Genomic DNA, 22,507 nt, shown 5'->3' on the forward strand with positions numbered 1-22,507 from the left:
TTGCGGGTCGGGTGCAGGCTTCTCATATCATAAAAATACTGTATACTTAAACAGTATTATGGGAGGCGAGCGATGCGCAAAATCATACATGTCGATATGGACTGCTTTTTCGCGGCGGTGGAAATGCGTGATAACCCGGCCCTGCGCGACATCCCCATTGCTATTGGTGGCAGTCGCGAACGCCGGGGTGTCATCAGCACCGCCAATTACCCGGCACGAAAGTTTGGTGTGCGTAGCGCAATGCCTACAGGAATGGCGCTAAAACTGTGCCCGCATCTCACCTTATTACCCGGCCGTTACGACGCTTATAAAGAGGCCTCTCGCCAGATTCAGGCCATCTTCTCTCGCTATACCTCGCTCATCGAACCCCTTTCGCTGGATGAAGCCTATCTTGATGTGACCGACAGTCCCCACTGCCACGGCTCGGCCACGTTGATGGCACAAGAGATCCGTCAGACGATTTTCAACGAACTACAGCTAACCGCTTCTGCGGGGGTTGCTCCGGTTAAATTTCTGGCCAAAATCGCCTCCGACCTGAATAAACCCAACGGGCAATATGTGATTACTCCCGCGGATGTTCCCGAATTCCTCAGAACGTTACCGTTGGGGAAAATACCCGGCGTCGGCAAAGTCTCTGCCGCGAAACTGGAATCGATGGGATTGCGGACCTGTGAAGATGTTCAAAAATACGATCTGGCCCTGCTGCTTAAGCGGTTTGGTAAGTTTGGTCGTGTGCTGTGGGAACGTAGTCAGGGTATTGATGAACGCGATGTGAATAACGACAGGCTGCGAAAGTCAGTCGGTGTCGAGCGCACGCTGGCGGAAGATATTCATGAATGGTCGGAGTGTGAGGCGATTATTGAGCGACTCTACCCGGAACTGGAGCGGCGGCTGGCAAAGGTTAAACCTGATCTCTTCATCGCCCGTCAGGGGGTGAAGTTAAAGTTTAATGATTTTCAGCAGACGACGCAGGAACACGTCTGGCCGCGCTTAAATAAAGAGGATCTGATCGCGACGGCGCGCAATACCTGGAATGAACGTCGGGGAGGGCGCGGGGTAAGGCTGGTGGGATTACACGTAACGCTGCTGGATCCGCAACTGGAAAGGCAACTACTGTTGGGGATTTGACGCTGATGTATTGCCGGATGGCGGCGTAAATGCCTTATCCGGCCTACAAATCAGCGTGCAGGCCGGATGGCGACGTAAATGCCTTATCCAGCCTACAAACCAGCGCGTAGGCCGGATAAGCGCAGCGCCATCCGGCATTTATTGCAGAGACTTACTTCGCGGGAATAGACTTCAGCAGCTCGGTCAGAAGCGTCCAGTAATGACCGACGCTTTCAATATGAACCTGCTCATCCGGAGAGTGCGGACCGGTGATAGTCGGCCCAATGGAAACCATGTCCATATCCGGATACGGTTTCTTGAACAGACCGCATTCCAGACCTGCGTGGATAATCTGGATATTCGGCGTCTTGTTGAACAGACGCTGATAGGTTTCACGCACCAGGTGCATTACCGGTGAGTTTGCATCCGGCTGCCAGCCAGGATACGCACCTTTGGCTTCCGTTTTCGCGCCAGCCAGTTTGCCCAGCGAATCCAGCATGCTTACCACGTAGTCTTTACCGCTGTCGATCAGCGAACGAACCAGGCAGTGAATCTGTACATTATCGTCAGTCATGGTCACAACGCCAACGTTCAGCGAGGTTTCTACAACGCCTTTTGCCACGTCGGAATTGCGGATTACACCGTTTGGCGTCGCGTTCAGCAGACGAATGAAGCTATCGCGAGACTGGGTAGTCAGTGCGGCTTTGTCGTTGCTGACGGCATCCAGCAGCAGCGCCAGATTCTTCTCTTTGGCTTCCAGCTCGTTTTTCAGGATCTCCTGATACGTGCTGACCAGCGCTTTTAACGCATCAACTTTATCGGCAGCAACGGCGAGGGTCGCAAAGGCTTCGCGCGGAATCGCGTTACGCAGCGTACCGCCGTTGAAGTCAACCAGACGCAGATCCAGTTCCTGGGCGTGGCCTGCCAGGAAGCGTACCAGCAGCTTGTTGGCATTACCGAGGCCAACGTGAATTTCGCCACCGGAGTGACCGCCTTTCAGGCCTTTTAAGGTCAGCTTAAAGCTCTGGAAGCCAGCAGGAATAGCTTCACGGGACAGCGGCAGGTTAGAGGTGAAGTCGATACCCCCCGCGCAACCCATGTAGATCTCACCTTCTTCTTCAGAGTCGGTGTTGATCAGGATATCAGCCTGCAGCCAGTTCGCCTGCAGACCAAATGCGCCGTCCATGCCCGCTTCTTCGGTCATGGTCAGCAGCACTTCCAGCGGACCGTGTACCACGTTGTCATCAGCCAGTACCGCCAGCGCAGACGCCATACCGATACCGTTATCTGCACCCAGCGTGGTACCACGGGCTTTTACCCATTCGCCATCAATATACGGCTGGATCGGATCTTTGGTGAAGTCGTGCACGGTGTCGTTATTTTTTTGCGGGACCATATCCAGGTGCGCCTGCAAAACAACCGGCTTGCGATTTTCCATTCCTGCGGTAGCGGGTTTACGAATCAGGATATTACCAACCTGATCGCGCTCGACGTGGAAACCTTTCTCCTGGGCCCAGCTCAGAATGTGTTCAGCGAGTTGCTCTTCATGGTAGGACGGATGAGGAATAGAACAGATTTTGGCAAAAATATCCCACAGCGGTTGCGGGGATAACTGAGACAGTTCAGACACGTTGAGTCTCCTTGGCGATGTCCTACAAAATTGACTTGCAGGCCACGGGGTTAGCGGAATTAAAAACACCACAAGTCAGGCTTGCGCGATGCGATTGAGAATACCACTTTCTTCGCTGACGGCTAGTATAAAGCATGCAAAAAGAGGCGCGGATTCCGCGAAACACTGGTTTTTAGTGCGTCAGGTCTCTATAATCTCGCGCAACCTGGTTCACCCTCAATTTATTAATTAGCCGTAGATAAACAGGCTGGGACACTTCACATGAGCGAAAAATACGTCGTCACCTGGGACATGTTGCAAGTCCATGCACGTAAACTGGCAAGCCGCCTGATGCCTTCTGAACAATGGAAAGGCATTATTGCCGTTAGCCGTGGTGGTCTGGTGCCGGGCGCATTGCTGGCGCGTGAATTGGGCATTCGTCATGTCGATACCGTATGCATCTCCAGCTACGATCACGACAATCAGCGCGAACTGAAAGTGCTGAAGCGTGCGGAAGGTGACGGTGAAGGTTTCATCGTGATCGATGACCTGGTAGACACCGGTGGTACCGCCGTTGCTATCCGCGAAATGTATCCTAAAGCGCATTTCGTCACTATCTTCGCTAAGCCGGCAGGTCGCCCGCTGGTGAATGACTATGTGGTTGATATCCCTCAGGATACCTGGATTGAGCAGCCGTGGGATATGGGCGTGGTATTTGTTCCGCCGATCTCTGGTCGCTAATCTAAAAAGTTTTCAACGCCCGCACTGCCGGGCGTTGTTCTTTTTGTGCGGTGTCAGGTTACACTATGCCTTAGTGAGTACTCATGGAGGCCGTAATCATGTCGCAGGCTAACCTCAGCGAAGTTCTGTTTAAACCCCGCTTCAAACATCCTGAAACATCAACGTTGGTTCGTCGTTTTAACCACGGCGCGCAACCGTCTGTGCAGTCCGCTCTGGATGGCAAAACAATCCCGCACTGGTATCGCATGGTGAATCGCCTGATGTGGATCTGGCGTGGGGTCGATCCGCGTGAAATCCTTGAAGTGCAGGCGCGTATCGTCATGAGCGAAGCCGAACGCACGGATAAAGAGCTCTACGATACGGTCATTGGCTATCGTGGTGGGAACTGGATCTACGAGTGGGCGAAGCAGGCGATGGACTGGCAACAGAAAGCGTCTATGGAAGAGGACCCGCAGGTGAGTGGTCGCCACTGGCTGCATGCCTCCACGCTGTACAACATTGCAGCATACCCGCATTTAAAAGGCGATGAGCTGGCAGAACAGGCGCAGGCCCTGGCCAACCGCGCTTACGAAGAGGCGGCTCAACGACTGCCAGGTACGCTGCGCGAGATGGAATTTGCTGTTGCCGGCGGTGCGCCGATAACCGGCTTCCTGCACATGCCAAAAGGCGACGGCCCGTTCCCGACTGTGCTGATGTGCGGTGGCCTGGATTCCATGCAAACCGACTACTACACCCTGTATGAGCGCTATTTCGCACCGCGTGGTATTGCCATGCTGACGCTGGATATGCCTTCAGTCGGATTCTCGTCAAAATGGAAATTGACCCAGGATTCCAGTCTGCTGCATCAACATGTATTAAAAGCGCTGCCGAATATTCCCTGGGTCGATCACACCCGTGTGGCGGCATTCGGTTTTCGCTTTGGCGCTAACGTTGCAGTACGCCTGGCCTATCTTGAATCATCGCGCCTGAAGGCGGTGGCCTGTCTCGGACCGGTGGTGCATGCGCTGCTTAGCGACCCGCAACGTCAGGCTTCAGTACCGGAAATGTATCTTGACGTTCTGGCCAGCCGTCTGGGGATGCACGATGCGTCTGATGAAGCGCTGCGCGTCGAGCTAAACCGCTATTCATTAAAGGTGCAAGGGCTGCTGGGCCGTCGCTGTCCAACGCCAATGCTGTCGGGGTTCTGGAAAAACGATCCATTTAGCCCGGAAGATGAGTCGCGTTTAATCACATCTTCATCTTCCGACGGTAAGCTGCTGGAGATTCCGTTCAACCCGGTGTATCGCAATTTTGACAAAGCGCTGCAAGAAATTACCGGGTGGATCAATCATAGATTGTGTTAATAGATTGCTAAATTTTATTGGTTTGGTAAAACAGTTGCTTCACCTAAGGAGATCGCAATGACGTTACCGAGTGGACACCCGAAAAGCAGATTGATCAAAAAATTCACCGCGCTTGGCCCCTACATCCGCGAAGGGCAGTGCGAAGATAATCGATTCTTTTTCGATTGTCTGGCTGTTTGCGTCAACGTGAAACCGGCACCAGAGAAACGTGAATTTTGGGGCTGGTGGATGGAGCTGGAAGCGCAGGAGAAACGCTTTACGTACAGCTACCAGTTTGGTTTGTTCGATAAAGACGGCAACTGGACCGCCGTGCCGATTAAAGAGACTGAAGTGGTAGAGCGACTGGAATACACCTTACGCGAGTTTCATGAAAAGTTGCGTGGGTTGTTAATGACGCTGAATCTGGCGCTGGAGCCTGCTGACGACTTTAAGGATGAGCCGGTTAAATTAACGGCATAATGAACAGAAAAAAGCCGGATGGCGGCGCAACCCCATCCGGCTTTTTTTATGCTATATCAAAACTGGTAGACCATACCCACCGCGACGATATTATCATCGTTGATGCCCAGCTTATTATTGCTATCCAGTTGGTTGATTTTATAATCAACAAAGGCTGACATATTTTTGTTGAAATAATAGGTTGCGCCCACGTCGATATAATTCACCAGATCCTCATCGCCTACGCCTTCAATATCTTTGCCTTTTGACAGCACATAACCCAGGGATGGACGCAGACCAAAGTCAAACTGGTACTGAGCGACCACTTCGAAGTTCTGAGTTTTGTTAGCAAAGCCACCGGAAATAGGTGTCATATTGCGTGTTTCAGAATAGAACGTTGCCAGATAAATATCATTGGCATCATATTTTAAACCTGTTGCCCAGGATTCTGCTTTATCGCCGGTACCCCGGTTTTGCAGGTTCTGCTGATTGGTACGGTCGGAGTTGGTATATGCACCACTGATAGCGAAATCGCTGCCGCCAAAGTCATACGTCACGGAAGTACCAAAACCGTCGCCGTTCTGTTTTTTCACATCGCGATCCTGGTTTTTGCCCTGATATTGCAGGGTAAGATCCAGACCATCAACGACGCCGAAGAAGTCGGTATTACGGTAGGTGGCCAGGCCGCTGGCACGTTTGGTCATAAAGTTATCGGTCTGTGCGGAAGAGTCACCGCCGAATTCCGGGAACATATCCGTCCACGCTTCCACGTCATACAGCGCACCCAGGTTACGACCATAATCAAACGAACCAAAATCTTTTAATTTCACACCGGCGAAAGCCAGACGTGTTTTTTGCTGATTGGTTTCGTTTTCCGCTTTATTTCCTGCGAACTCAGCTTCCCAACGACCATAACCGGTCAGTTGATCGTTAATTTGCGTTTCGCCTTTAAAACCTAAGCGGATATAGCTCTGGTCGCCATCTTTGCTGTCATAATCAGTCATGTAGTGCATCGCTTTGACTTTGCCATACAAGTCCAGTTTATTACTGTTCTTGTTATAGACTTCTGCCGCCTGTACGGACGCCGATGCAACAATTCCCATCACCACTAATGCCAGAGTGCTCTTTTTCATTTTCATTCCTGATTTAAAGTACGCGCTAATATTTACTGGGTGTGATCCCCGTTAAAAGACAGGAAGGTTTTTAACGTTTGGTAATGAACGTTTTATGACAAAGTAAGAATATTTTTAAAAAAGAATGTTTTTTTGTGTCTGTAATAAATGCGTCAAAATCTGCCGCTACGCTTGCTGATCCTGCGCAATAAAATTTCATGCTTTGTGCGCTGGCTGTTGGCAACCGGAGCCAGTCCTGCTAAAACGTTCGTTTGATATCATTTTCCCCAATTTTGAATGGCAGAGAATCATGAGTGACAGCCAGACGCTGGTGGTAAAACTTGGCACCAGTGTGTTAACGGGCGGATCGCGCCGCCTGAACCGCGCCCATATCGTCGAACTGGTTCGCCAGTGCGCGCAGCTCCATGCCGCAGGGCATCGTATTGTTATCGTTACCTCGGGCGCGATTGCCGCCGGACGCGAGCATCTTGGTTACCCTGAACTCCCGGCGACGATAGCGTCGAAACAACTGTTGGCGGCGGTAGGGCAGAGTCGATTGATTCAACTGTGGGAACAGCTGTTCTCAATTTACGGTATTCATATCGGCCAGATGCTGCTGACGCGTGCGGATATGGAAGACAGAGAGCGCTTCCTTAACGCCCGCGATACGCTACGTGCGCTGCTGGATAACAACATTGTTCCCGTCATCAATGAGAACGACGCAGTGGCGACCGCTGAAATTAAAGTCGGTGATAACGACAACCTTTCGGCGCTGGCGGCGATCCTGGCGGGTGCCGATAAGCTGCTACTGTTGACCGATCAACAGGGCCTGTTCACCGCCGATCCGCGTACTAACCCGCAGGCGGAACTGATCAAAGACGTTCACGGCATTGATGATGCGCTGCGCGCCATTGCCGGAGACAGCGTCTCTGGTCTGGGAACCGGGGGGATGGGAACTAAATTACAGGCTGCCGACGTGGCTTGCCGCGCGGGTATCGACACCATTATTGCCGCAGGCAGCAAGCCGGGCGTCATTGGTGATGTGATGGAAGGCGTTTCCGTTGGGACGCGTTTTCATGCGCAGGCTTCTCCGTTGGAAAACCGTAAACGCTGGATTTTCGGTGCTCCGCCTGCCGGGGAGATTACCGTCGATGAGGGTGCTACCGCGGCGATTCTGGAGCGCGGCAGTTCATTGCTGCCAAAAGGCATTAAAAGCGTGACAGGCGACTTTTCTCGTGGTGAAGTGATCCGCATCTGCAACCTCGAAGGGCGTGATATTGCCCACGGCGTCACGCGCTATAATAGTGACGCGTTACGCCGTATTGCCGGGCACCACTCACAACAGATTGACACTATTCTTGGCTATGAATATGGCCCGGTTGCTGTCCATCGCGACGATATGATTACCCGTTAAGGAACAGGCATATGCTGGAACAAATGGGCATTGCTGCCAAAGCTGCGTCGTATAAGCTGGCGCTACTCTCCAGCCGCGAAAAAAACCGCGTGCTGGAAACCATTGCTGATGAGCTGGAAGCGCAAACGGAAAGTATCCTCAGCGCGAACGCACAGGATGTTGAACAGGCGCGTGAAAATGGCCTGAGCGAAGCGATGCTTGATCGCCTTGCACTGACCCCGGCACGCCTGAAAGCCATCGCTGACGACGTGCGTCAGGTGTGTAATCTCGCTGACCCAGTAGGGCAGGTGATTGACGGCGGTCTACTGGATAGCGGTCTGCGTCTGGAGCGTCGCCGCGTGCCGCTGGGCGTGATTGGCGTGATTTATGAAGCGCGTCCTAACGTCACCGTTGATGTGGCTTCGCTGTGCCTGAAAACGGGCAATGCGGCGATTCTACGCGGTGGGAAAGAGACGTATCGGACTAACGCCGCCACTGTTGCCGTGATCCAGCATGCGCTGCAAGCCAGTGGTTTACCGGCCGCTGCGGTGCAGTCGATTGATAACCCGGATCGTGCGCTGGTCACTGAAATGCTGCGGATGGATAAGTACATCGATATGCTGATCCCTCGCGGTGGCGCAGGGCTGCACAAGCTGTGTCGTGAACAGTCGACTATCCCGGTGATCACCGGTGGTATTGGCGTATGTCATATCTATGTAGATGATACGGCTGAGATCGCCCCGGCGCTGAAGATTATCGTCAACGCCAAAACGCAGCGTCCAAGCACCTGTAACACTGTCGAGACACTGTTGGTGAATCAGAGTATCGCTGAGCGCTTCCTGCCTGCACTAAGCCAGCAAATGGCAGAAAGCGGCGTGACGCTTCATGCAGATGATGCCGCACTAGCCGTGTTGCAGGCCGGACCGGCAAACGTCGTGGCGGTAAAAGCGGAACAGTATGACGATGAGTTTTTGTCGCTGGATCTGAACGTGAAGATTGTTGCCGACCTGGATGATGCCATTGCTCATATTCGTGAGCATGGTACTCAGCATTCCGATGCGATTCTGACGCGTACGCTGCGCAACGCCGATCGTTTTGTGAATGAAGTCGATTCTTCCGCCGTGTACGTAAACGCCTCGACCCGTTTTACCGATGGCGGTCAGTTTGGGCTCGGTGCGGAAGTCGCCGTGAGCACGCAAAAATTACACGCGCGTGGCCCAATGGGGCTGGAAGCACTGACCACTTACAAGTGGATTGGCTTTGGTGACGACACGATTCGTGCGTAATTGAAACCGGGTGATGCAAAAATAGGCGTTTGATTCACAAGGCCATTGACGCATCGCCCGGTTAGTTTTAACCTTCTACCCCGTGTTCACATTCGTGGGCATGTCCTTATCAGGGCCGATATAGCTCAGTTGGTAGAGCAGCGCATTCGTAATGCGAAGGTCGTAGGTTCGACTCCTATTATCGGCACCAGTAACCACGCGACCTCACGCGATATTCACCAAGTCTGCAAACGTTCCTTGTGCCATATTTGTGCCATTCCCCGCCAGGAATGAGTCTATTTGCATGGCATGCTGCGTCAGGTGATTCGGTGCCAGGTGCGCATAACGTTGCACCATCTCGATGCTTTCCCAACCTCCCATTTCCTGCAGCGCACTGAGTGGCACGCCGGACTGTACAAGCCAGCTCGCCCAGGTATGTCGCAGGTCATGGAAGCGGAAATTTTCTATTCCCGCCCGTCTTAACGCTGCGCGCCATGCCGTGTTAGCATCAGACCGCATTTTGCGCACCGCCTTTGTTCTCGTTCCATCCGGGCGAACGGATGATTCAGTATGAACAAAGACCCACCGGTTATGTTTCCCCAATTGATCACGCAGCACCTTACAGGCTGATTCGTTCAGGGCGACCCCAATCGCCCTTCCTGCTTTTGCGTCCTCTGGGTGAATCCACGCGACCTTCCTCTGCATATCAATTTGCGACCACTCCAGATCAGTAATGTTCGACCTGCGCAGCCCCGTCGCCAGTGCAAAAATAACAACTGGCTTCATATGCTCGGGAAGCTCCCGGATCAGGTTCGCCGCTTCCTCTTTAGTAAGCCAGCGAATACGCTTGTTTTTCGGCACGGGGCATTTGATGTTCGGCGCTTTGGCTATCCATCGCCATTCGTTGGCCGCGCATCGCAGTAATGCCCGAATGAAAGCGAGGTGCGTCGCCTTGGTGGCCGCCGCCGCCGGCTTATCCTTGAATTCAGGAACCGGCTTCCCCCTTCTCAGCAGACTATCCCGCTTCGCCTCCCAGTTCATACGATGCTTACGATTAACCATCGTGCTTACTGCCGAGAGTATTCTATCCTCGGTGATTGCCGATAAATCCATTCCTTTGAAGTGCAATCTCCAGAAGCCGATCCGACTTTTGTCATCATCCAGACTTTTCTTGTGCTGCTTTTCGTTAAGCCAGCGAACGCACGCTTCATCGAACGTTCGTGGCTTAAACTCCCCCATTTTATCAACTCGCCATGCCTCAGCTTTTAGCTGATCATAGAGTTCCTGCGCTTGCCTTTTGTCCGTTGTCCCAAGAGACCGTCTAATTCGGCTTCCACCAGGCGTAACGAAGTCACAGTGCCACGTACCGGCACGTTGTTTGATTGACATGCTTTATCCTCCTGCACATCAACCGCATTCACGGATTGATTGTGGATCGGGTTCTTCACTGCCGCAATACAATCTGTTTTGCAGATCAGGTATGGGCTTTTTTTCTTATGTGGATTTATTCGGGTTGCAGCCAGGCGACCAGACTTAATCCACTGAGCAATCGTGCCTTTATCCACTTTCAGGAAGGCGGCTGCCTCATCTCTGGTGAATACTTCTTCTTCCATCGATGTTCTCCAGTGGCCCCATGTGGGGCCAAATTGATAATTCGTTGTCAGGCAACTTGAACAGGAAGCGCACGCAGCCGGCGCATGCCTGTCATAGCCGTGGCCACGTAGCTCGCCTTACGGTTAACCACCTCAACCCAAATCTTCACACCTTCAACTCTCACCGTGTATGTCTCCTTCATCTTGCTGCGCCCGTAGTCGCCATAGCGTTCGTGATGAGTGGCCAGCGCGATGTCGCATGCCTGACGCGCTAACGGGGATTGCTGATTGCCTCGGTTAATCAGTTTCATGCTTCACCGCCTTTACGACGTATGGCCATTCTCGCCCTGTTTTTCGCCAGCCTGGCTTTGCGTTGTGTTGGTGTTTCACGTTCGCGAGCGCGTGCGTTTGATTCACGGTTGCGGCTGCGCCGTGCGTTGAGCGATTCCTCTTCGCTTCGCACATGCAATCGTGGCTCCCCGTCCTTTGGCTCGGGCCATTCGCGCTGTTTGTTTATCGCCAGTTTCTCTATGCAGGCCGTGATTAGCTGCTCGTCACTGATACCGGCGCGACGTTGCGCATCCCATAACAGGAATTGCATGTCAGCCCATTCGCTAAGGTCGCCTGGTTCAGCAGCAGCCTCGAGCGCTTCTTTGGAAAGGTGCTTCAGCGGACCAACTGGACCGACATCGCCAAAAGTAGCCTGTGACCATGCTGCATGTTCACGGCGTACCTGTTCCGAATCAGCAGTCAGCGCTGCCAGTGCAATTTCAGTAATGCGCAAATACAGGGCAGCACGTGACGGGTTACTGAATTCATCCTCCTTTAAAAACTTCGACATTTCAGCAACGTCAGCGCGGCACACCGCTATTAATTGCTCTTTTGTGAACGTGGCGATATCAGTCATTCCAGGCCTCCAGCTCGTTCTGAATTTCTTCGTCGATTTCGTCATTGGTGGCATCATGATTGAGATATGTGAGAGCTTCTGTCCGATACTGTGCGCGGCGTTCGCTGTACCATGCTGAAAACTCAGGTGACCAGCCTCGACCATTACCCTGAAAATCTACCAGAGCGTTGTCCTCTGCCATGCACTCAACCATGCAGTCGGCAGTTGTCAGGGCGCACTCACGGATATACCGGCGTAGATCCCGCTTGCGCCAGTACGGGCTATATTTCGAGTCGCAACGACCTTTAAATTCGACTGTCCAGCGACGGATGCAACGTGCATTTAATGATTTACTCATCTCGTTACCGGGAGGGCGAACCCTCCCGCCTCCCTTAGCCCACGTATTCCGGTTTCATATCCGCCAGGGTGATGCTGAACTGATCGTGCAGCTCGTCGCCAAGATGACGTTTCGCAGTTGCAAGAACTCGCTCAACTTCCCCAAACCGTTCAGCTGCATCCGGTTCGTCCGGAGACGGCAGCGAGTTGATCGCGGCTTCGACCTTGTTACGTGAATCAACCAGGTAATAGCGTTTCACTGCCTTATTCTTCAGCTCGGTGAACAGGGCAGATCCGAGCGTGGCCTTCGCGCTTTCGATATCAGCGCGCAGTGCTTTTGCACTATCAACATCCTGAGCGGCATCAATTCGTTCGCGGAAATCATCGGCAAGAGTGTCGATATTTACCGACGATTCCTGTGCGCTTTGCGTGGTTGTGACGGTGTCACCTGCAATTTCAGCAACGCTCATTCGTTGGGTTGGTGCAGGGTTAATTTCGCGCTCTGTTCGCTGTTCCAGATCTTCTCTGTCATAAACACCCATTGTGACTTCAGGGCAGTAAGTCCTTGCCCAATACTTGACGGCCAAATAACCTATTTGTTGTTTAGGTGCTGTTTTCCACAAAGGGGAATTTCGTGTAGTAATATCAGCAAGGTAAATTGGCTCTCCCCAAGTCACCTCTGTCTCGCCGCGAAGTACTGCTCCGACACGAACAAACAAACCTGATTCATCACGCCCGTCTTTTTTGCCAACAATTTTTTCCCACTCGCCGCCGTACTCGTATTTAAAGCGCCCGTGTACAACTTTGGAACTGGTGATTAAAGCGTTGTAAAGCTGTGCTTCATAGCCCAGAGCCCCGTTAACTAGGTGGGTTTTCTGTCCTACAACAAATGGGTCCATACCCCAACGAGCGGCCTGCATGATTATTGCCAGGCAATCAGAAGGTCTCCCCTGTAGATGTTTCGGTACTGTCGCGACGCCCTGAGACATCACCTCTGCCAATTTCATCATGCGATCCATTACGTCGATATTCAGAAGCAGGGATGTGTTATTCATCGTGCTCGGTTCGTTATGTTCAATAACTGCAACGTTGGTCTTTTCCATCATCATTCCCCTTATGCCTGAGTGCGCAGCGCTTCAAGGCGGCGCAGGTCGAAGTCGTTCAGTTCGTCGGTGTAATCAGCGGTGATCGGCGCAGGCCATTCGCCAGTGTCAAAGCCGGTAGCGATAGCGCGCATCGCCTTGCGGTACTCGAGCATGCCCAGCTCCAGCAGTTCAGCGGATGCCTCGATGATGGCGATCCAGTGGTAGTTCTCGTCTTTGTTGACGAAAATCCAGAAGAACTGGTCCAGTGCCGCGGTCTCGCAATACATGGCGGCGCTCAGGTGGTAGTCACGGTCGATGATTTCCCGGTGCAGTTTGGCGCGCAGACCTTCCTGTTTAATGTTCCACATGCTGATGGTTTTAAGGTCGGCACCAATGCGTACCCCGTCCAGGTCGATCTCAAGGTCAGGACGCACGCGGACTTCAAGTCCGGTTTCGTCGTCAAAGCCGAAGTAGCTCACCTCAACTGAGCGGCTCGGATGCTGAAGCAACATGCCGGCGGTTGGGTGCTGGAGCAGGGCTTTTTGAATGGCCAGTGCAGTGCTCAGTTGCTGGCGGGTGACCAGTACTTTCCCTTGCGGATTCTCGCGCCACGCATCCAACAGTTCGTCGGCGAAGACGGCGTCCGGATTAACAGACTTCACGGCCTGAATCAGATCTGCTTTGGTACCGGACACTTTCAGTGATTGAGGTTTCTGCGCCTCCTGTGCCACCAGGTCAGGATTGATGATTGCCAGTTGCTCGAGTAGCGCATCACGGCTACCGCTGGTTTTAACTTGAGCAGGCAGAGTGGCGTTGTATTCCTTGATGCAGGCTTTCATCGCCGTTGCGGTTTGTTTCTGGCCGTCTTCAATACGCTGGAACCCAACAGGCAGCGACATATAACTCTGACCTGTTTCTTCCAGCGATGCGCCGAGCGGCACCTGCTGCGGCAGGGCGGCGTTGTGTTTTTCCAGCAATGTCTTTATGTCGTCGGCGCTCAATTGCGCTGGCAGACCTGCGTTGTACTCATCGATAAACACGCGGATTGTTGCCGTTGTGGTAAACGCACCTTCCGGGATCACCGGTTCAACGCTGAACTCTTCATCGAGCTGCTCTGGCTGCAACGCAAGGCCGTGCACCAGGTTACCCATGTCCAGTACCGGAGAACGTTCTTTGATAATGGTTTTCTCTACGTGGCACGCATTGAAGTACATCAGGCTGACGCGGGCATCTTTCACCTGTGTGCTGCTGATCCCGTTCGCTGCGTGATAAACCTCATTCGGCAGACCTTCATAGCGGCCAGGCTCGAAGTAGGCTGGATACACAACAGCCGGTTCTTCAGATTGCGCTTCTGGCTCGGTTTGATTCACTTTTTGGGTGTTTTGATGCACAGATTCATCATTCTGATGCGCATTTTCTGGTTTTTGTTTCACATCGGCTTGCTGGCCGGTATGTGACTCTTCACCAGTTTCCAGACTGCTTTCGCCTGACTGCACTTCATTACCAGCCTGTTCTTCATCACTGACAGTTTCTTCCATCTGCACATCGCTGGTGGTTTCCTCATTAAGTGGTGAACGGTCATCTGTTTGTTGGGCGGTTGATGCGAGGTCTTCTGTGATCCATTTCGGATCTGTAGGGTCACTAACCCCCTCAACATATTCGCCGCGGGAAGCTGCAAGAATTTTGTTTACGTCTTCAGCCGTTACTTTTTCCTGTTTCATAGGTACAGGCATAGACGAACGACCGCAGGCTATATCAACGAGCAATGGATCTGGGTTGGCGTGGTCGGTTTCCGTAAGTACTCTATTCAAATATTCTTGGTGTTTTACAGGATCAGCATAAAGCCCCTCTGGTGTGGTTTTTACTGTTGCGATGATGCAGGCACGTGAGTAGTCCAGGCCACCAGGAATTGAAACGAATCTCTCTCGAGTTGCCAGCCATTCGGGATCGTCCATCTTATTCATGATGGAGTTTGCCTGCAGTTCTATATCCAGAGGGACGTTGTAAATATCAAATTCGCGGTCACGAGCACGTAAAGCCAGAGCAATCTCATGCTCCAGACCGAGAATGGTTTGCGGGAATTTACGGTCAGAGACAATGCCGCCGCCGGCGCTCGCACCTGAAGGTGTGCGATTAATGGTTGTTACACGATTGCCTTTCTGCCATTCCTTGACCAGCAGGCCGCGATCGATGTATTCAGTTTTGAACCACACCGTCAGGAACTGGATAACTGTTGCCAGCTCCGGTCTTTTACAGTCGACAGGGAAGACTTTCTTAACGGCATTCACTACTTTATGAATATCGTGCTCAATGGCTTTTTTGAATGCTTCCACATTCTCAGCAGCCAGCAGCAGGTTCTGGACGTACGCGTCATCGGTGTCCATCTCAAGGCGGACTATCTCTTTTTTCTGCGCGGCGTCGACGTGATAGAGATATTCACCATCACCGATGAACTGAGCCAGTACGCGCTGGCGGAATGGCAGGGTGGCAACAACGATCAGGTTCGGTTGTTCTACCTGCTGAGACTCTTCTGCGTGGCCGGTTTCATCATCAACAACATTATCATCAGCCTGACTATTTTCTTCCAGCGCCGCATCGTCCGCTTTTAATTTTACGTTCCAGGTGTGCTGGTCTTCGGCAAGTTCGTAACGATCACACCAGATGAAATCAATCTCACCTTCTTCTGGCAGGTCGTCAACAACCGGGAAATCAGTGCGAATTGGTTTGGCGTAGTCCTTACCACGGCCCGTTTCGATGCCAGCATCTTCCAGAGCAACATCCAGCATCAGGTTGGCGCGAGCCTCAGTTTTTGCAGTGAACCAGACCACTGCATCTTGCTTTCCGGATTTCTGTGTAGCCCTGACTACATAAAAGAATTCCATGTGAGATCCTCATTTTTGGGTGTTAGAATCCCCGGGCCATTGATAGCGCCCATTGGGTTAACTTTGGTTTTAATGTTGTTTCCGGTGTAACTTTGGTCGGTACCACCGGACGTAGATCCCGCCTTGCGCGGGGTGTACGTTAGCCTTCGTGAGCCATCTGGTCGTGCGAAGCGCAACGTCTGGAACAGTACTCTTTCTCTTTGCGCGCCAGCTGTGAGCCGTTGCGATAGAGAAGGGTGTTTTTGATTACTTCTTCCGTTTTAACCGGCTTGCCGCAATATCCGCATTTCTTGTCTAACATGACATCCTCCGCTAGTGGCTGAGTCCATGCCCCAGACCGTTCAGATAAACTTCAACCAGCAAATCCTTGGTGTAAGTCATTTCTACGCCGCGATGCAGATACAAACGTCCGCGAGCGTTAGCTGATGCTGTCCAAGTTGAGTCTTTGTGTTTGACGAGCATCCCCGGCTGAACTGCGCCGCGGTTTACCGTCTGTGTACCGTAGTGCTGATGAACCATGATGTTCTCCTGTTTTCTGAGTGAACTTCGCTGGTGGCGCCGTGGTGCTGATCTTCACGGTTGAGCTTTTTCACTCTGCAGTTCACCACCGCGAAGCTCACTTCTGTGCTTTGCCCTTGTCGCCAGGCTGGCGGAACGTTTCAAACCTACTGCGCGTTAATCTCACCACCTCATTCCGGTCTTCGTATGCCCCGGATGGCTACTTCGTGGGCGTCCTGCCTCGGTGGTTGTGTTGATGTGGATTTATATTAAGCCTAAGACTTAATTCATGTCAAGCTTGTGACTAACGCTGTGGTTAAGTTTACGGCTTATTTTTTTGACGAATGCATGTGAGCGGAGGATGCTATGGTCAGAAAAACATCAATGAGGGTGAGTTATGGATCGTGACGAACTGGAAGAAGACCGTGCAGCATTCATCGCTGGTGAGATTGGCGGTGTAGTTGTCTGTCTGATAGCTACCGGGATAGTGATCAGCCGCGATGCGATTGTGGATAGTCTAGAGGCTAAGCGCAGAGCAGTGGGAAACGCCATTCACAAGGGAGTTTTGCGAGATGCAGCTGCGTTGGTGAGAAAAGGGCAATAAAAAACCCAGTTCGGTGACTGGGTTATTGCTTTATTCAACAGATGATGGGGGAGTCGGTGCTTTCTTAAAGATCGACCACTGAGAAATGTAGGTCAGCAACCTTGAGCTTAACTCGAGTTCTTTTCGTAATATTTCGTCATAACGCTTTTTTGCTGCTTGCATGGTCTCATCACTAGCGTGATTGTCATCCATAATGATCTTTAGCCTTTTCTTTTCTCGGCTTGAGCATATTGTAAATAACAGACCTGTAAATGACATTCCACCAAAATCCTTTAACGTCTTGATTACAAAAAGAAGAATCAAAGACAGAAAAGGAACAGATCTGTATGCCCAATCACGAAACTCACCGTCAGGAAAGAAGATAGGAATAGCATCTGTAGCATAACCGCATATGAGGGAGACAATTAGAAAAGGTAGTCCATTTTTAGCTACATTTTTAACGTTATCGTTAGCCATGATTTTTTCCCGAGAACGATTTCGAGTCAACATGTAACTTTTGTGTTTTGACTACATAATACGCAAATCCAATCTTCACTAACCAATAAGCTACTGGTATGAGTGCTGCGTAAAGAGGGATATAGTACATAACCTTACCTCCTGTTAACCACACTATAACACCTAGCATCACTATTAGCGCGACAGAAAATGCTTTCAGCCCAACACAGCTATCAGGATGTGAAACACTGTTACTTAGCAACAATATCCTGGATTCATCAAGTGTGTAAGGAATATCGCCAACATGATTTTCGATTTTCGGGAAGGTCTCAAATACTTCAACCCGATCAATCGAAATAATTGAGCTTGATTGATGATCTAAGCAAACTGCAGCCACTGTTATCCCTCTCGGACCTTTAGTGATACTCGGTTAGCAGCAAATGTGGCAATGAAACCACATTCTACACATACAACAGGGAATGCCCATATACCTCGGCCAGCTGAATGAGGTAGAGGAAGGGTAATTATTGCAGGATAATCTTGACTATCTTCTCGTGGAGGAACTCCCCAAAGCGTATGCTTACAAAGTGGACAAGCCATCTCGCCATGTTTTTCTTCGAGGCGTTGAAAATAATCTCGAAATTCTTGTCTAGATATTGATAGCGTCAATGCTGTTGTATTGACACTTTCCTGACTTTTTTCTTCTTCAACCTGTTCGCCCATCTCAGCTCTCAATATAATGATAATTAACTGGTAAGTGAATTTTGCATATCGTTAAGATGTATCCCTTTTGTACAGAAACATCTGAGGGGAAAGTAGCTTCTAACTACCGTGCTATTCACCATCACCCTTAATCCGCCGCCCCATATACTTGGCGTACAGTTCATCGAGTTCTTTCAATCGTAGAGATACGATCCGCAACATGTTCTGTTGTTCTTCTTCTGGCAGTTGGCGGTAGAGCTCCAGCAGGCGCTGTTCATCAGGCTTAAGACCATCCTTCTCTCCAACATCCTCACCAAGCAGCCAAGGGACGGATACCCCAGCAGCATCAGCAACCGCTAATGCTGAACTTTTGCTGATAACCCCTTTTTTAAACCAGCCGTTTACGGATTGCGGAGTAATCCCCGCAACCCTTGCCATATCAGATTTTGTCATCCCCCGCTGCGTCAGTTCTGTCAAACGCTCGATGAGAATCGGGTTAAGTATTTTTTTCTCAGCCATATCAAAAGAATAAGCCTTTTGCTTATAAAATAAAATTCGCCTGGGACTTGATTTATGTATAAGTCTAAGGCTTAATTTGTTCGTGTATCTTTTGGAGACAATGATGAACGGATTAGAGAAAGCTATCAAAAAAGCAGGTAATGCCAGCAATCTTGCAGCATTACTGGGCATAAAGCCCATGTCAGTTAGCCGCTGGAAGACGCGCTATAAAGGTGCTGTTCCTCCGGACCGCGTATTACCGATTTTCAGGGTTACAGGTATTACACCACATGAACTGCGACCAGATTTGTATCCCAACCCTACGGATGGATTACCGGCTCAGGAAGCGAGGGCATAACCATGCAGTCACTATCACTTCATCAAAATAGCGGATATCAAACGGCTGCGATGATAAATCGCAATCAACCTGTCTCGGTAGATAAACATGACCAGATCCGCGATGCCGTTCGTGCGTGGGCGGGTGTAGATGGTCAGGATGTCGTTTCTGCTCTGATCATCGAAGAGTACCAGGCTCAAGGGGGAGACGAGATCACTTTCCCTGATGACCTCAGCCGACAGCGTCAGAAGCTTTTCCGCTTTCTGGATAACCATTTCAACAGCGAACGGTACCGCGAAAACGTTCGCCAACTGACTCCGGCAATTCTTGCTGTCCTTCCACTCGAGTTCCGCAGTCGCCTGTTACCAGAAGACAACGTTATGGACCGTCTGGCTCGGCTGGAGAAAGAAACCAGTGAAGCAAAGATTGCCGTCGCGCTGGATGCGCCACGGCATCAGAAGCTGAAAGAGTTGAGCGAGGGGATAGTAGAGATGTACCGCGTTGACCCTGGGTTAAGCGGTCCACTGATGGAGATGGTGCAGATGATGCTGGGGGCTATATGACCGGTTCAAAAATGGCGAAAGCCGCGGTGCGCGAACACCAACGGCTTTCTGGTGCAATTCATTGCGAAATCATTGCGGGGTAAGTATGCCTAACCACAAATTGTTTTGCCAGCGTGTCGGACCGCGACTGGATAAATCTTCCCTTAATTATTCTTCAGGAGGACTTAATGGCCGGGGACTGGATAAAGATGCGTACATCACTGGTCACCAGCCCGAAGGTGAACGGAATTGCGCGAATACTGGAGCGTTCACCGGAGGTGGGAAAAATGTTCACACTTTCGCATAACACCACGTTATCAGACGTTGTAACGCGTAACGTAACCCGTAACGTTACGGTGTCGTTACTAGTAACGTTTTGGTCTGCGGCAAATGAACACTCGCGTAACGGTGTATTTGAAAATGCAGACCTGTCTGATATCGATGATATTGTCGGAGTACCCGGTTTTGGGGCTGCATTATCAACCGTAGGCTGGGCCATTTATGATGCGGAGAATAACTGCGTCATTCTTCCAAACTTCAATGAATACAATACGTCAGGTGATATGCGCTCAGCTACGGCCAAGACAAATGCGCAGCGCCAGAAGGAGTTTCGTGAACGGAAAAAACTCCAGGAAAGTAACGTAACGAGTAACGTTATTAGTAACGTAACGCGTAACCGCAGAGAAGAGAAGAGAAGAGAAGATCTAAACCCAGAGAGAGAACGCGCGGGCGGAAGTCATTCTGGGGATGATATTTCTGGAAATCACCCACCTCTGCCAGCTATCCCTCCCAAACCTCAGAACGAGGATTTGGGGCCCGGTCTGGATTTTGGCCCATTGGGTAAATTTCCGATCACTGACTCATGGACCCCGTCTCCAGACTTCGTGCGTCAGGCTGCGCTCTGGGGTAAGAACGTCGGCACTGAGCCGGGTTACACCGCTGAAGAACTTCAGCAATTCCGTGATTACTGGATACCTGACGGCAAGGTTAAACACCAGTTGGCTTGGGAGCAGACCTTTGCCAACAGTCTGTTGCAATCGCGTGGTCACGGCCAAAGGACCGTCCATGTTGGACAGCGAGATCCCAACCGAATTTCTGAGCCAGATAAAACCATCCCAACCGGATTCAGGGGGTAACGGTGAAAAACATTGTTAATTCCGGCAGCGCTCTTGAGCGCCTGAAAAAACTCATTCCGCCAGGCGTTCAGCCGAAGTTCACCAGCGCAGCAGAGCTGCTGGCGTGGCAGCGGGAAGAAGGCCTGAAACATTGCGAAGAGTTGGACAAGCTGAATCAGAAAGCGCGCACAGAGAAAATCTTCGGCCGCTCAGGAATTCAAAGCCTGCACCGCAGCTGCACGTTCGCGAATTATCAGGTTTCCGGGGAAGGTCAGCGCAAAGCCTTCACGATGGCAAAGAGCTACGCACAAAATTTCGGCGCTGGGTTCGCAAGTTTCGTGTTTAGCGGTGGTCCGGGTACCGGGAAAAACCATCTCGCTGCGGCAATCGGAAATCATCTGCTTTCTGGCGGGCATAGCGTACTGGTAGTGACAATCCCTGACCTGATGCTGCGCGTTCGCGAGTGCTACGACGGTGGCCAGTCAGAAGCTTCACTTCTGGATGATCTCTGCAAAGTCGATCTGCTGGTGCTGGATGAGGTCGGTATTCAACGCGGAAGCAACGGCGAGAAAGTCATTCTGAATCAGGTTATCGACCGTCGGCTGTCGTCGATGCGTCCGGTTGGCGTTCTGACGAATCTGAACCATGACGAACTTCTCGGCGCGTTAGGTGCGCGGGTTATCGATCGCCTCCAGATGGATGGCGGGATGTGGGTGAACTTTGACTGGGGAAGCTATCGCAAGAACGTTAGCCATCTCCGGATCGTTAAATAACTTGGAGGGCAAGTCACTATGGCAAGCAAATCACTGTGGGCAATCGTTGATTTTCTTCGGGTTAACCAGACCATCACGCCTCGTCAGGTCCAGAGCCTGCTGGGATGTGACTGCAAGAAGGCACATAACCTGCTGCTTCACCTGACACGCAAAGCGGTAGTAATCCGCACTGGCGAACCACATCGCCCGGTCTATTCACTTCAGCCCGGCGGGGAGTTGAACATTAAGCAGATCAAACAGAACACGAGAAAAAACATGGTTACTTCAGTTTGCCGCACAAGTCCGACAATGCAGCGCGTTCTGGCGTTTTACGGGAGGGCATCAGCATGAGCAGCAGAGAAAAATTTGAGCAAGCCATTAAGGCTCGTTTCGGCGACTTGATTGATTACCGGGTATGCAAAAACTCTGATGGCGAGTACATGGCCTGGGATATGCAGGTTGCATGGTGGGCATGGCAAGCATCAGAAGCATCCACGGCAGTACAGCTCGCTAACACCGAGAGCAAGTGCAGGGAGCTGGCGGCGGAGAATGTAACGCTGAATGACAAAATGAATAAGCTCGCAACCTGGCCTGGTATTGAGTTCTATTCGTCTGCATGGGAGTTCTGCAACCTTGATGGAAACGATGCGCTTGAGTTCATGTGCGACGTCAAAACCCCAGCCAGCGACGCTTTCCTGGCTGAAGTGCTGGCGCAAGGTGTTGATGCTGCTATCGAGCATATGAGCAAATTATTCGGCGTTACAGACAGCACTGTCGAACCGTTAAGGGCACTTGAATGGCTGGCGCAGGCACTTCGCAAACAGGAGGCAGCCAAATGACAGCACTCAACAAACAGGCGCTGCGTGAAGAATTCCAGTTCATGCAAGACCATTACAGCGACCCGGCAGACCGCGAGCACCAGGTAATTTACATCGCCGCAGAAGCGCTGCTGGATGAGAATCTCCAGCTACAGCGCGACAAGGATTCTCTTGAAGCCGTTGCGATTGCTATGCGTGACGATATGCGAGAGACGCGTGAAAAGCTGGAAGCCGCAGGGAAGCGCATAGCAGAACTGTCTGCAAGCCACAGCAAATTGCGCGACACAATGGCAACCATCCACAACACAATCCGAATGGATGGCGGATATACGCCACTGGCAGCAATCCTTAATGCTGCTAAACGCGCACATGAAGAGTCAGCCACCGCCGCTGGCATTGGCGTAAAGGGGGAATGAG

Annotated in this window: 28 protein-coding genes, 1 tRNA gene and 1 pseudogene; 15 read left to right on the top strand and 15 right to left on the bottom strand. The window is 51.5% G+C overall.

Going from position 1 to position 22,507, the window contains the following annotated elements:
• The first annotated feature begins 72 nt into the window (after positions 1-72).
• Entirely contained in the window at positions 73-1,128 is a 1,056-nt protein-coding gene (dinB, locus tag QMN38_RS09235; RefSeq protein WP_323604868.1) for a DNA polymerase IV, read from the top strand.
• A 151-nt stretch (positions 1,129-1,279) separates the two neighbouring features.
• Here the strand turns inward: dinB and pepD are convergent, their stop codons facing one another.
• On the bottom strand, positions 1,280-2,737 hold the full coding sequence (gene pepD / locus QMN38_RS09240) for a cytosol nonspecific dipeptidase (RefSeq protein WP_137384432.1): 1,458 nt from the start codon (positions 2,735-2,737) through the stop codon (positions 1,280-1,282).
• 261 nt (positions 2,738-2,998) lie between these two features.
• Between pepD and gpt the strand changes: the two genes are divergently transcribed.
• The 3 genes from gpt to crl all read left to right on the top strand — a co-directional run bounded on the left by gpt (position 2,999) and on the right by crl (position 5,259).
• Positions 2,999-3,457: a xanthine phosphoribosyltransferase gene (gene gpt / locus QMN38_RS09245; protein ID WP_048212530.1), complete on the top strand. Its 459-nt coding sequence runs from the start codon at positions 2,999-3,001 to the stop codon at positions 3,455-3,457.
• A gap of 98 nt (positions 3,458-3,555) precedes the next feature.
• Entirely contained in the window at positions 3,556-4,800 is a 1,245-nt protein-coding gene (frsA, locus tag QMN38_RS09250) for an esterase FrsA (protein ID WP_323604869.1), read from the top strand.
• Positions 4,801-4,857: 57 nt separating this feature from the next.
• Positions 4,858-5,259 carry a sigma factor-binding protein Crl gene (gene crl, locus QMN38_RS09255; protein WP_323604870.1) on the top strand — a complete coding sequence of 134 codons (402 nt, stop codon included), beginning with the start codon at positions 4,858-4,860 and terminating at the stop codon, positions 5,257-5,259.
• 56 nt (positions 5,260-5,315) lie between these two features.
• Here the strand turns inward: crl and phoE are convergent, their stop codons facing one another.
• Positions 5,316-6,371, bottom strand: a complete 1,056-nt coding sequence (gene phoE / locus QMN38_RS09260) for a phosphoporin PhoE (RefSeq protein WP_323604871.1) — start codon at positions 6,369-6,371, stop codon at positions 5,316-5,318.
• Between the two features lie 289 nt (positions 6,372-6,660).
• Here phoE and proB point away from each other — a divergent pair, with 289 nt between their 5' ends.
• The 3 genes from proB (at position 6,661) to QMN38_RS09275 (ending at position 9,219) form a co-directional block, all read left to right on the top strand.
• Positions 6,661-7,764 (top strand): glutamate 5-kinase, encoded by a 1,104-nt coding sequence (proB, locus tag QMN38_RS09265; protein ID WP_202039385.1) that lies wholly within the window; start codon positions 6,661-6,663, stop codon positions 7,762-7,764.
• A gap of 11 nt (positions 7,765-7,775) precedes the next feature.
• A complete protein-coding gene (gene proA / locus QMN38_RS09270) occupies positions 7,776-9,029 on the top strand; it encodes a glutamate-5-semialdehyde dehydrogenase (RefSeq protein WP_323604872.1) in 1,254 nt (417 codons plus the stop codon).
• Positions 9,030-9,143: 114 nt separating this feature from the next.
• Positions 9,144-9,219: transfer RNA gene (locus tag QMN38_RS09275), tRNA-Thr, on the top strand.
• Positions 9,220-9,233: 14 nt separating this feature from the next.
• On the opposite strand, the gene QMN38_RS09280 is transcribed toward QMN38_RS09275, so the two are convergent.
• From QMN38_RS09280 to QMN38_RS09320, 9 genes and pseudogenes are all read right to left on the bottom strand, one after another.
• Positions 9,234-10,391 carry a site-specific integrase gene (locus QMN38_RS09280; RefSeq protein WP_275222861.1) on the bottom strand — a complete coding sequence of 386 codons (1,158 nt, stop codon included), beginning with the start codon at positions 10,389-10,391 and terminating at the stop codon, positions 9,234-9,236.
• A complete protein-coding gene (locus QMN38_RS09285) occupies positions 10,274-10,621 on the bottom strand; it encodes a helix-turn-helix domain-containing protein (protein ID WP_275222851.1) in 348 nt (115 codons plus the stop codon). Before QMN38_RS09285 ends, QMN38_RS09280 begins: the two co-directional genes overlap by 118 nt.
• Positions 10,622-10,668: 47 nt before the next feature.
• A complete protein-coding gene (locus QMN38_RS09290) occupies positions 10,669-10,911 on the bottom strand; it encodes a DUF4060 family protein (RefSeq protein WP_323604873.1) in 243 nt (80 codons plus the stop codon).
• A gap of 140 nt (positions 10,912-11,051) precedes the next feature.
• Positions 11,052-11,507 (bottom strand): annotated as a pseudogene (locus QMN38_RS09295) (DUF550 domain-containing protein); the annotation flags it as partial.
• The gene (locus QMN38_RS09300; RefSeq protein ID WP_286630978.1) at positions 11,500-11,844 is read right to left on the bottom strand and encodes a hypothetical protein; all 345 of its coding nucleotides are present in this window, start codon (positions 11,842-11,844) and stop codon (positions 11,500-11,502) included. The gene QMN38_RS09300 and the pseudogene QMN38_RS09295, both read right to left, overlap by 8 nt.
• Positions 11,845-11,878: 34 nt before the next feature.
• Entirely contained in the window at positions 11,879-12,925 is a 1,047-nt protein-coding gene (locus QMN38_RS09305) for a RecT family recombinase (RefSeq protein ID WP_136392520.1), read from the bottom strand.
• Positions 12,926-12,936: 11 nt separating this feature from the next.
• On the bottom strand, positions 12,937-15,789 hold the full coding sequence (locus tag QMN38_RS09310) for a RecE family exodeoxyribonuclease (protein WP_323604874.1): 2,853 nt from the start codon (positions 15,787-15,789) through the stop codon (positions 12,937-12,939).
• Between the two features lie 139 nt (positions 15,790-15,928).
• Positions 15,929-16,090: a YdaE family protein gene (locus tag QMN38_RS09315; RefSeq protein ID WP_323604875.1), complete on the bottom strand. Its 162-nt coding sequence runs from the start codon at positions 16,088-16,090 to the stop codon at positions 15,929-15,931.
• A gap of 11 nt (positions 16,091-16,101) precedes the next feature.
• Positions 16,102-16,308: a hypothetical protein gene (locus QMN38_RS09320; RefSeq protein ID WP_001568763.1), complete on the bottom strand. Its 207-nt coding sequence runs from the start codon at positions 16,306-16,308 to the stop codon at positions 16,102-16,104.
• Positions 16,309-16,684: 376 nt separating this feature from the next.
• On the opposite strand from QMN38_RS09320, the gene QMN38_RS09325 reads away from it, so the two are divergent.
• Positions 16,685-16,891, top strand: coding sequence for a hypothetical protein (locus QMN38_RS09325; RefSeq protein WP_323604876.1), 207 nt, complete (start codon positions 16,685-16,687; stop codon positions 16,889-16,891).
• A gap of 30 nt (positions 16,892-16,921) precedes the next feature.
• Here the strand turns inward: QMN38_RS09325 and QMN38_RS09330 are convergent, their stop codons facing one another.
• The 4 genes from QMN38_RS09330 to QMN38_RS09345 form a co-directional block, all read right to left on the bottom strand.
• Positions 16,922-17,347: a hypothetical protein gene (locus QMN38_RS09330; protein WP_227093152.1), complete on the bottom strand. Its 426-nt coding sequence runs from the start codon at positions 17,345-17,347 to the stop codon at positions 16,922-16,924.
• A complete protein-coding gene (locus QMN38_RS09335) occupies positions 17,340-17,723 on the bottom strand; it encodes a hypothetical protein (RefSeq protein WP_227093153.1) in 384 nt (127 codons plus the stop codon). Before QMN38_RS09335 ends, QMN38_RS09330 begins: the two co-directional genes overlap by 8 nt.
• Positions 17,724-17,725: 2 nt before the next feature.
• Positions 17,726-18,049: a hypothetical protein gene (locus tag QMN38_RS09340; protein ID WP_227093154.1), complete on the bottom strand. Its 324-nt coding sequence runs from the start codon at positions 18,047-18,049 to the stop codon at positions 17,726-17,728.
• 111 nt (positions 18,050-18,160) lie between these two features.
• Complete coding sequence (locus QMN38_RS09345) at positions 18,161-18,547, bottom strand: helix-turn-helix domain-containing protein (protein ID WP_279266374.1); 387 nt, start codon at positions 18,545-18,547, stop codon at positions 18,161-18,163.
• A gap of 103 nt (positions 18,548-18,650) precedes the next feature.
• Between QMN38_RS09345 and QMN38_RS09350 the strand changes: the two genes are divergently transcribed.
• The 7 genes from QMN38_RS09350 to QMN38_RS09380 all read left to right on the top strand — a co-directional run bounded on the left by QMN38_RS09350 (position 18,651) and on the right by QMN38_RS09380 (position 22,506).
• Positions 18,651-18,884, top strand: coding sequence for a transcriptional regulator (locus tag QMN38_RS09350; protein WP_038641081.1), 234 nt, complete (start codon positions 18,651-18,653; stop codon positions 18,882-18,884).
• Between the two features lie 2 nt (positions 18,885-18,886).
• Positions 18,887-19,426, top strand: coding sequence for a toxin YdaT domain-containing protein (locus QMN38_RS09355; protein WP_323604878.1), 540 nt, complete (start codon positions 18,887-18,889; stop codon positions 19,424-19,426).
• Between the two features lie 167 nt (positions 19,427-19,593).
• The gene (locus tag QMN38_RS09360) at positions 19,594-20,541 is read left to right on the top strand and encodes a DnaT-like ssDNA-binding domain-containing protein (RefSeq protein ID WP_071684484.1); all 948 of its coding nucleotides are present in this window, start codon (positions 19,594-19,596) and stop codon (positions 20,539-20,541) included.
• 2 nt (positions 20,542-20,543) lie between these two features.
• The gene (locus QMN38_RS09365) at positions 20,544-21,293 is read left to right on the top strand and encodes an ATP-binding protein (RefSeq protein WP_057064862.1); all 750 of its coding nucleotides are present in this window, start codon (positions 20,544-20,546) and stop codon (positions 21,291-21,293) included.
• A gap of 18 nt (positions 21,294-21,311) precedes the next feature.
• Positions 21,312-21,623: a hypothetical protein gene (locus tag QMN38_RS09370; protein WP_323604879.1), complete on the top strand. Its 312-nt coding sequence runs from the start codon at positions 21,312-21,314 to the stop codon at positions 21,621-21,623.
• The gene (locus QMN38_RS09375) at positions 21,620-22,111 is read left to right on the top strand and encodes a phiTE_015 family protein (protein WP_323604880.1); all 492 of its coding nucleotides are present in this window, start codon (positions 21,620-21,622) and stop codon (positions 22,109-22,111) included. The genes QMN38_RS09370 and QMN38_RS09375 overlap by 4 nt, the downstream gene beginning before the upstream one ends.
• Positions 22,108-22,506 carry a nucleoside/nucleotide kinase family protein gene (locus tag QMN38_RS09380; protein ID WP_323604881.1) on the top strand — a complete coding sequence of 133 codons (399 nt, stop codon included), beginning with the start codon at positions 22,108-22,110 and terminating at the stop codon, positions 22,504-22,506. Before QMN38_RS09375 ends, QMN38_RS09380 begins: the two co-directional genes overlap by 4 nt.
• Position 22,507 lies beyond the last annotated feature (1 nt).

Origin of the sequence: Citrobacter sp. R-1.5.2 (assembly GCF_035064245.1) — a bacterium.
In the GTDB taxonomy this organism is placed as follows: domain Bacteria; phylum Pseudomonadota; class Gammaproteobacteria; order Enterobacterales; family Enterobacteriaceae; genus Citrobacter.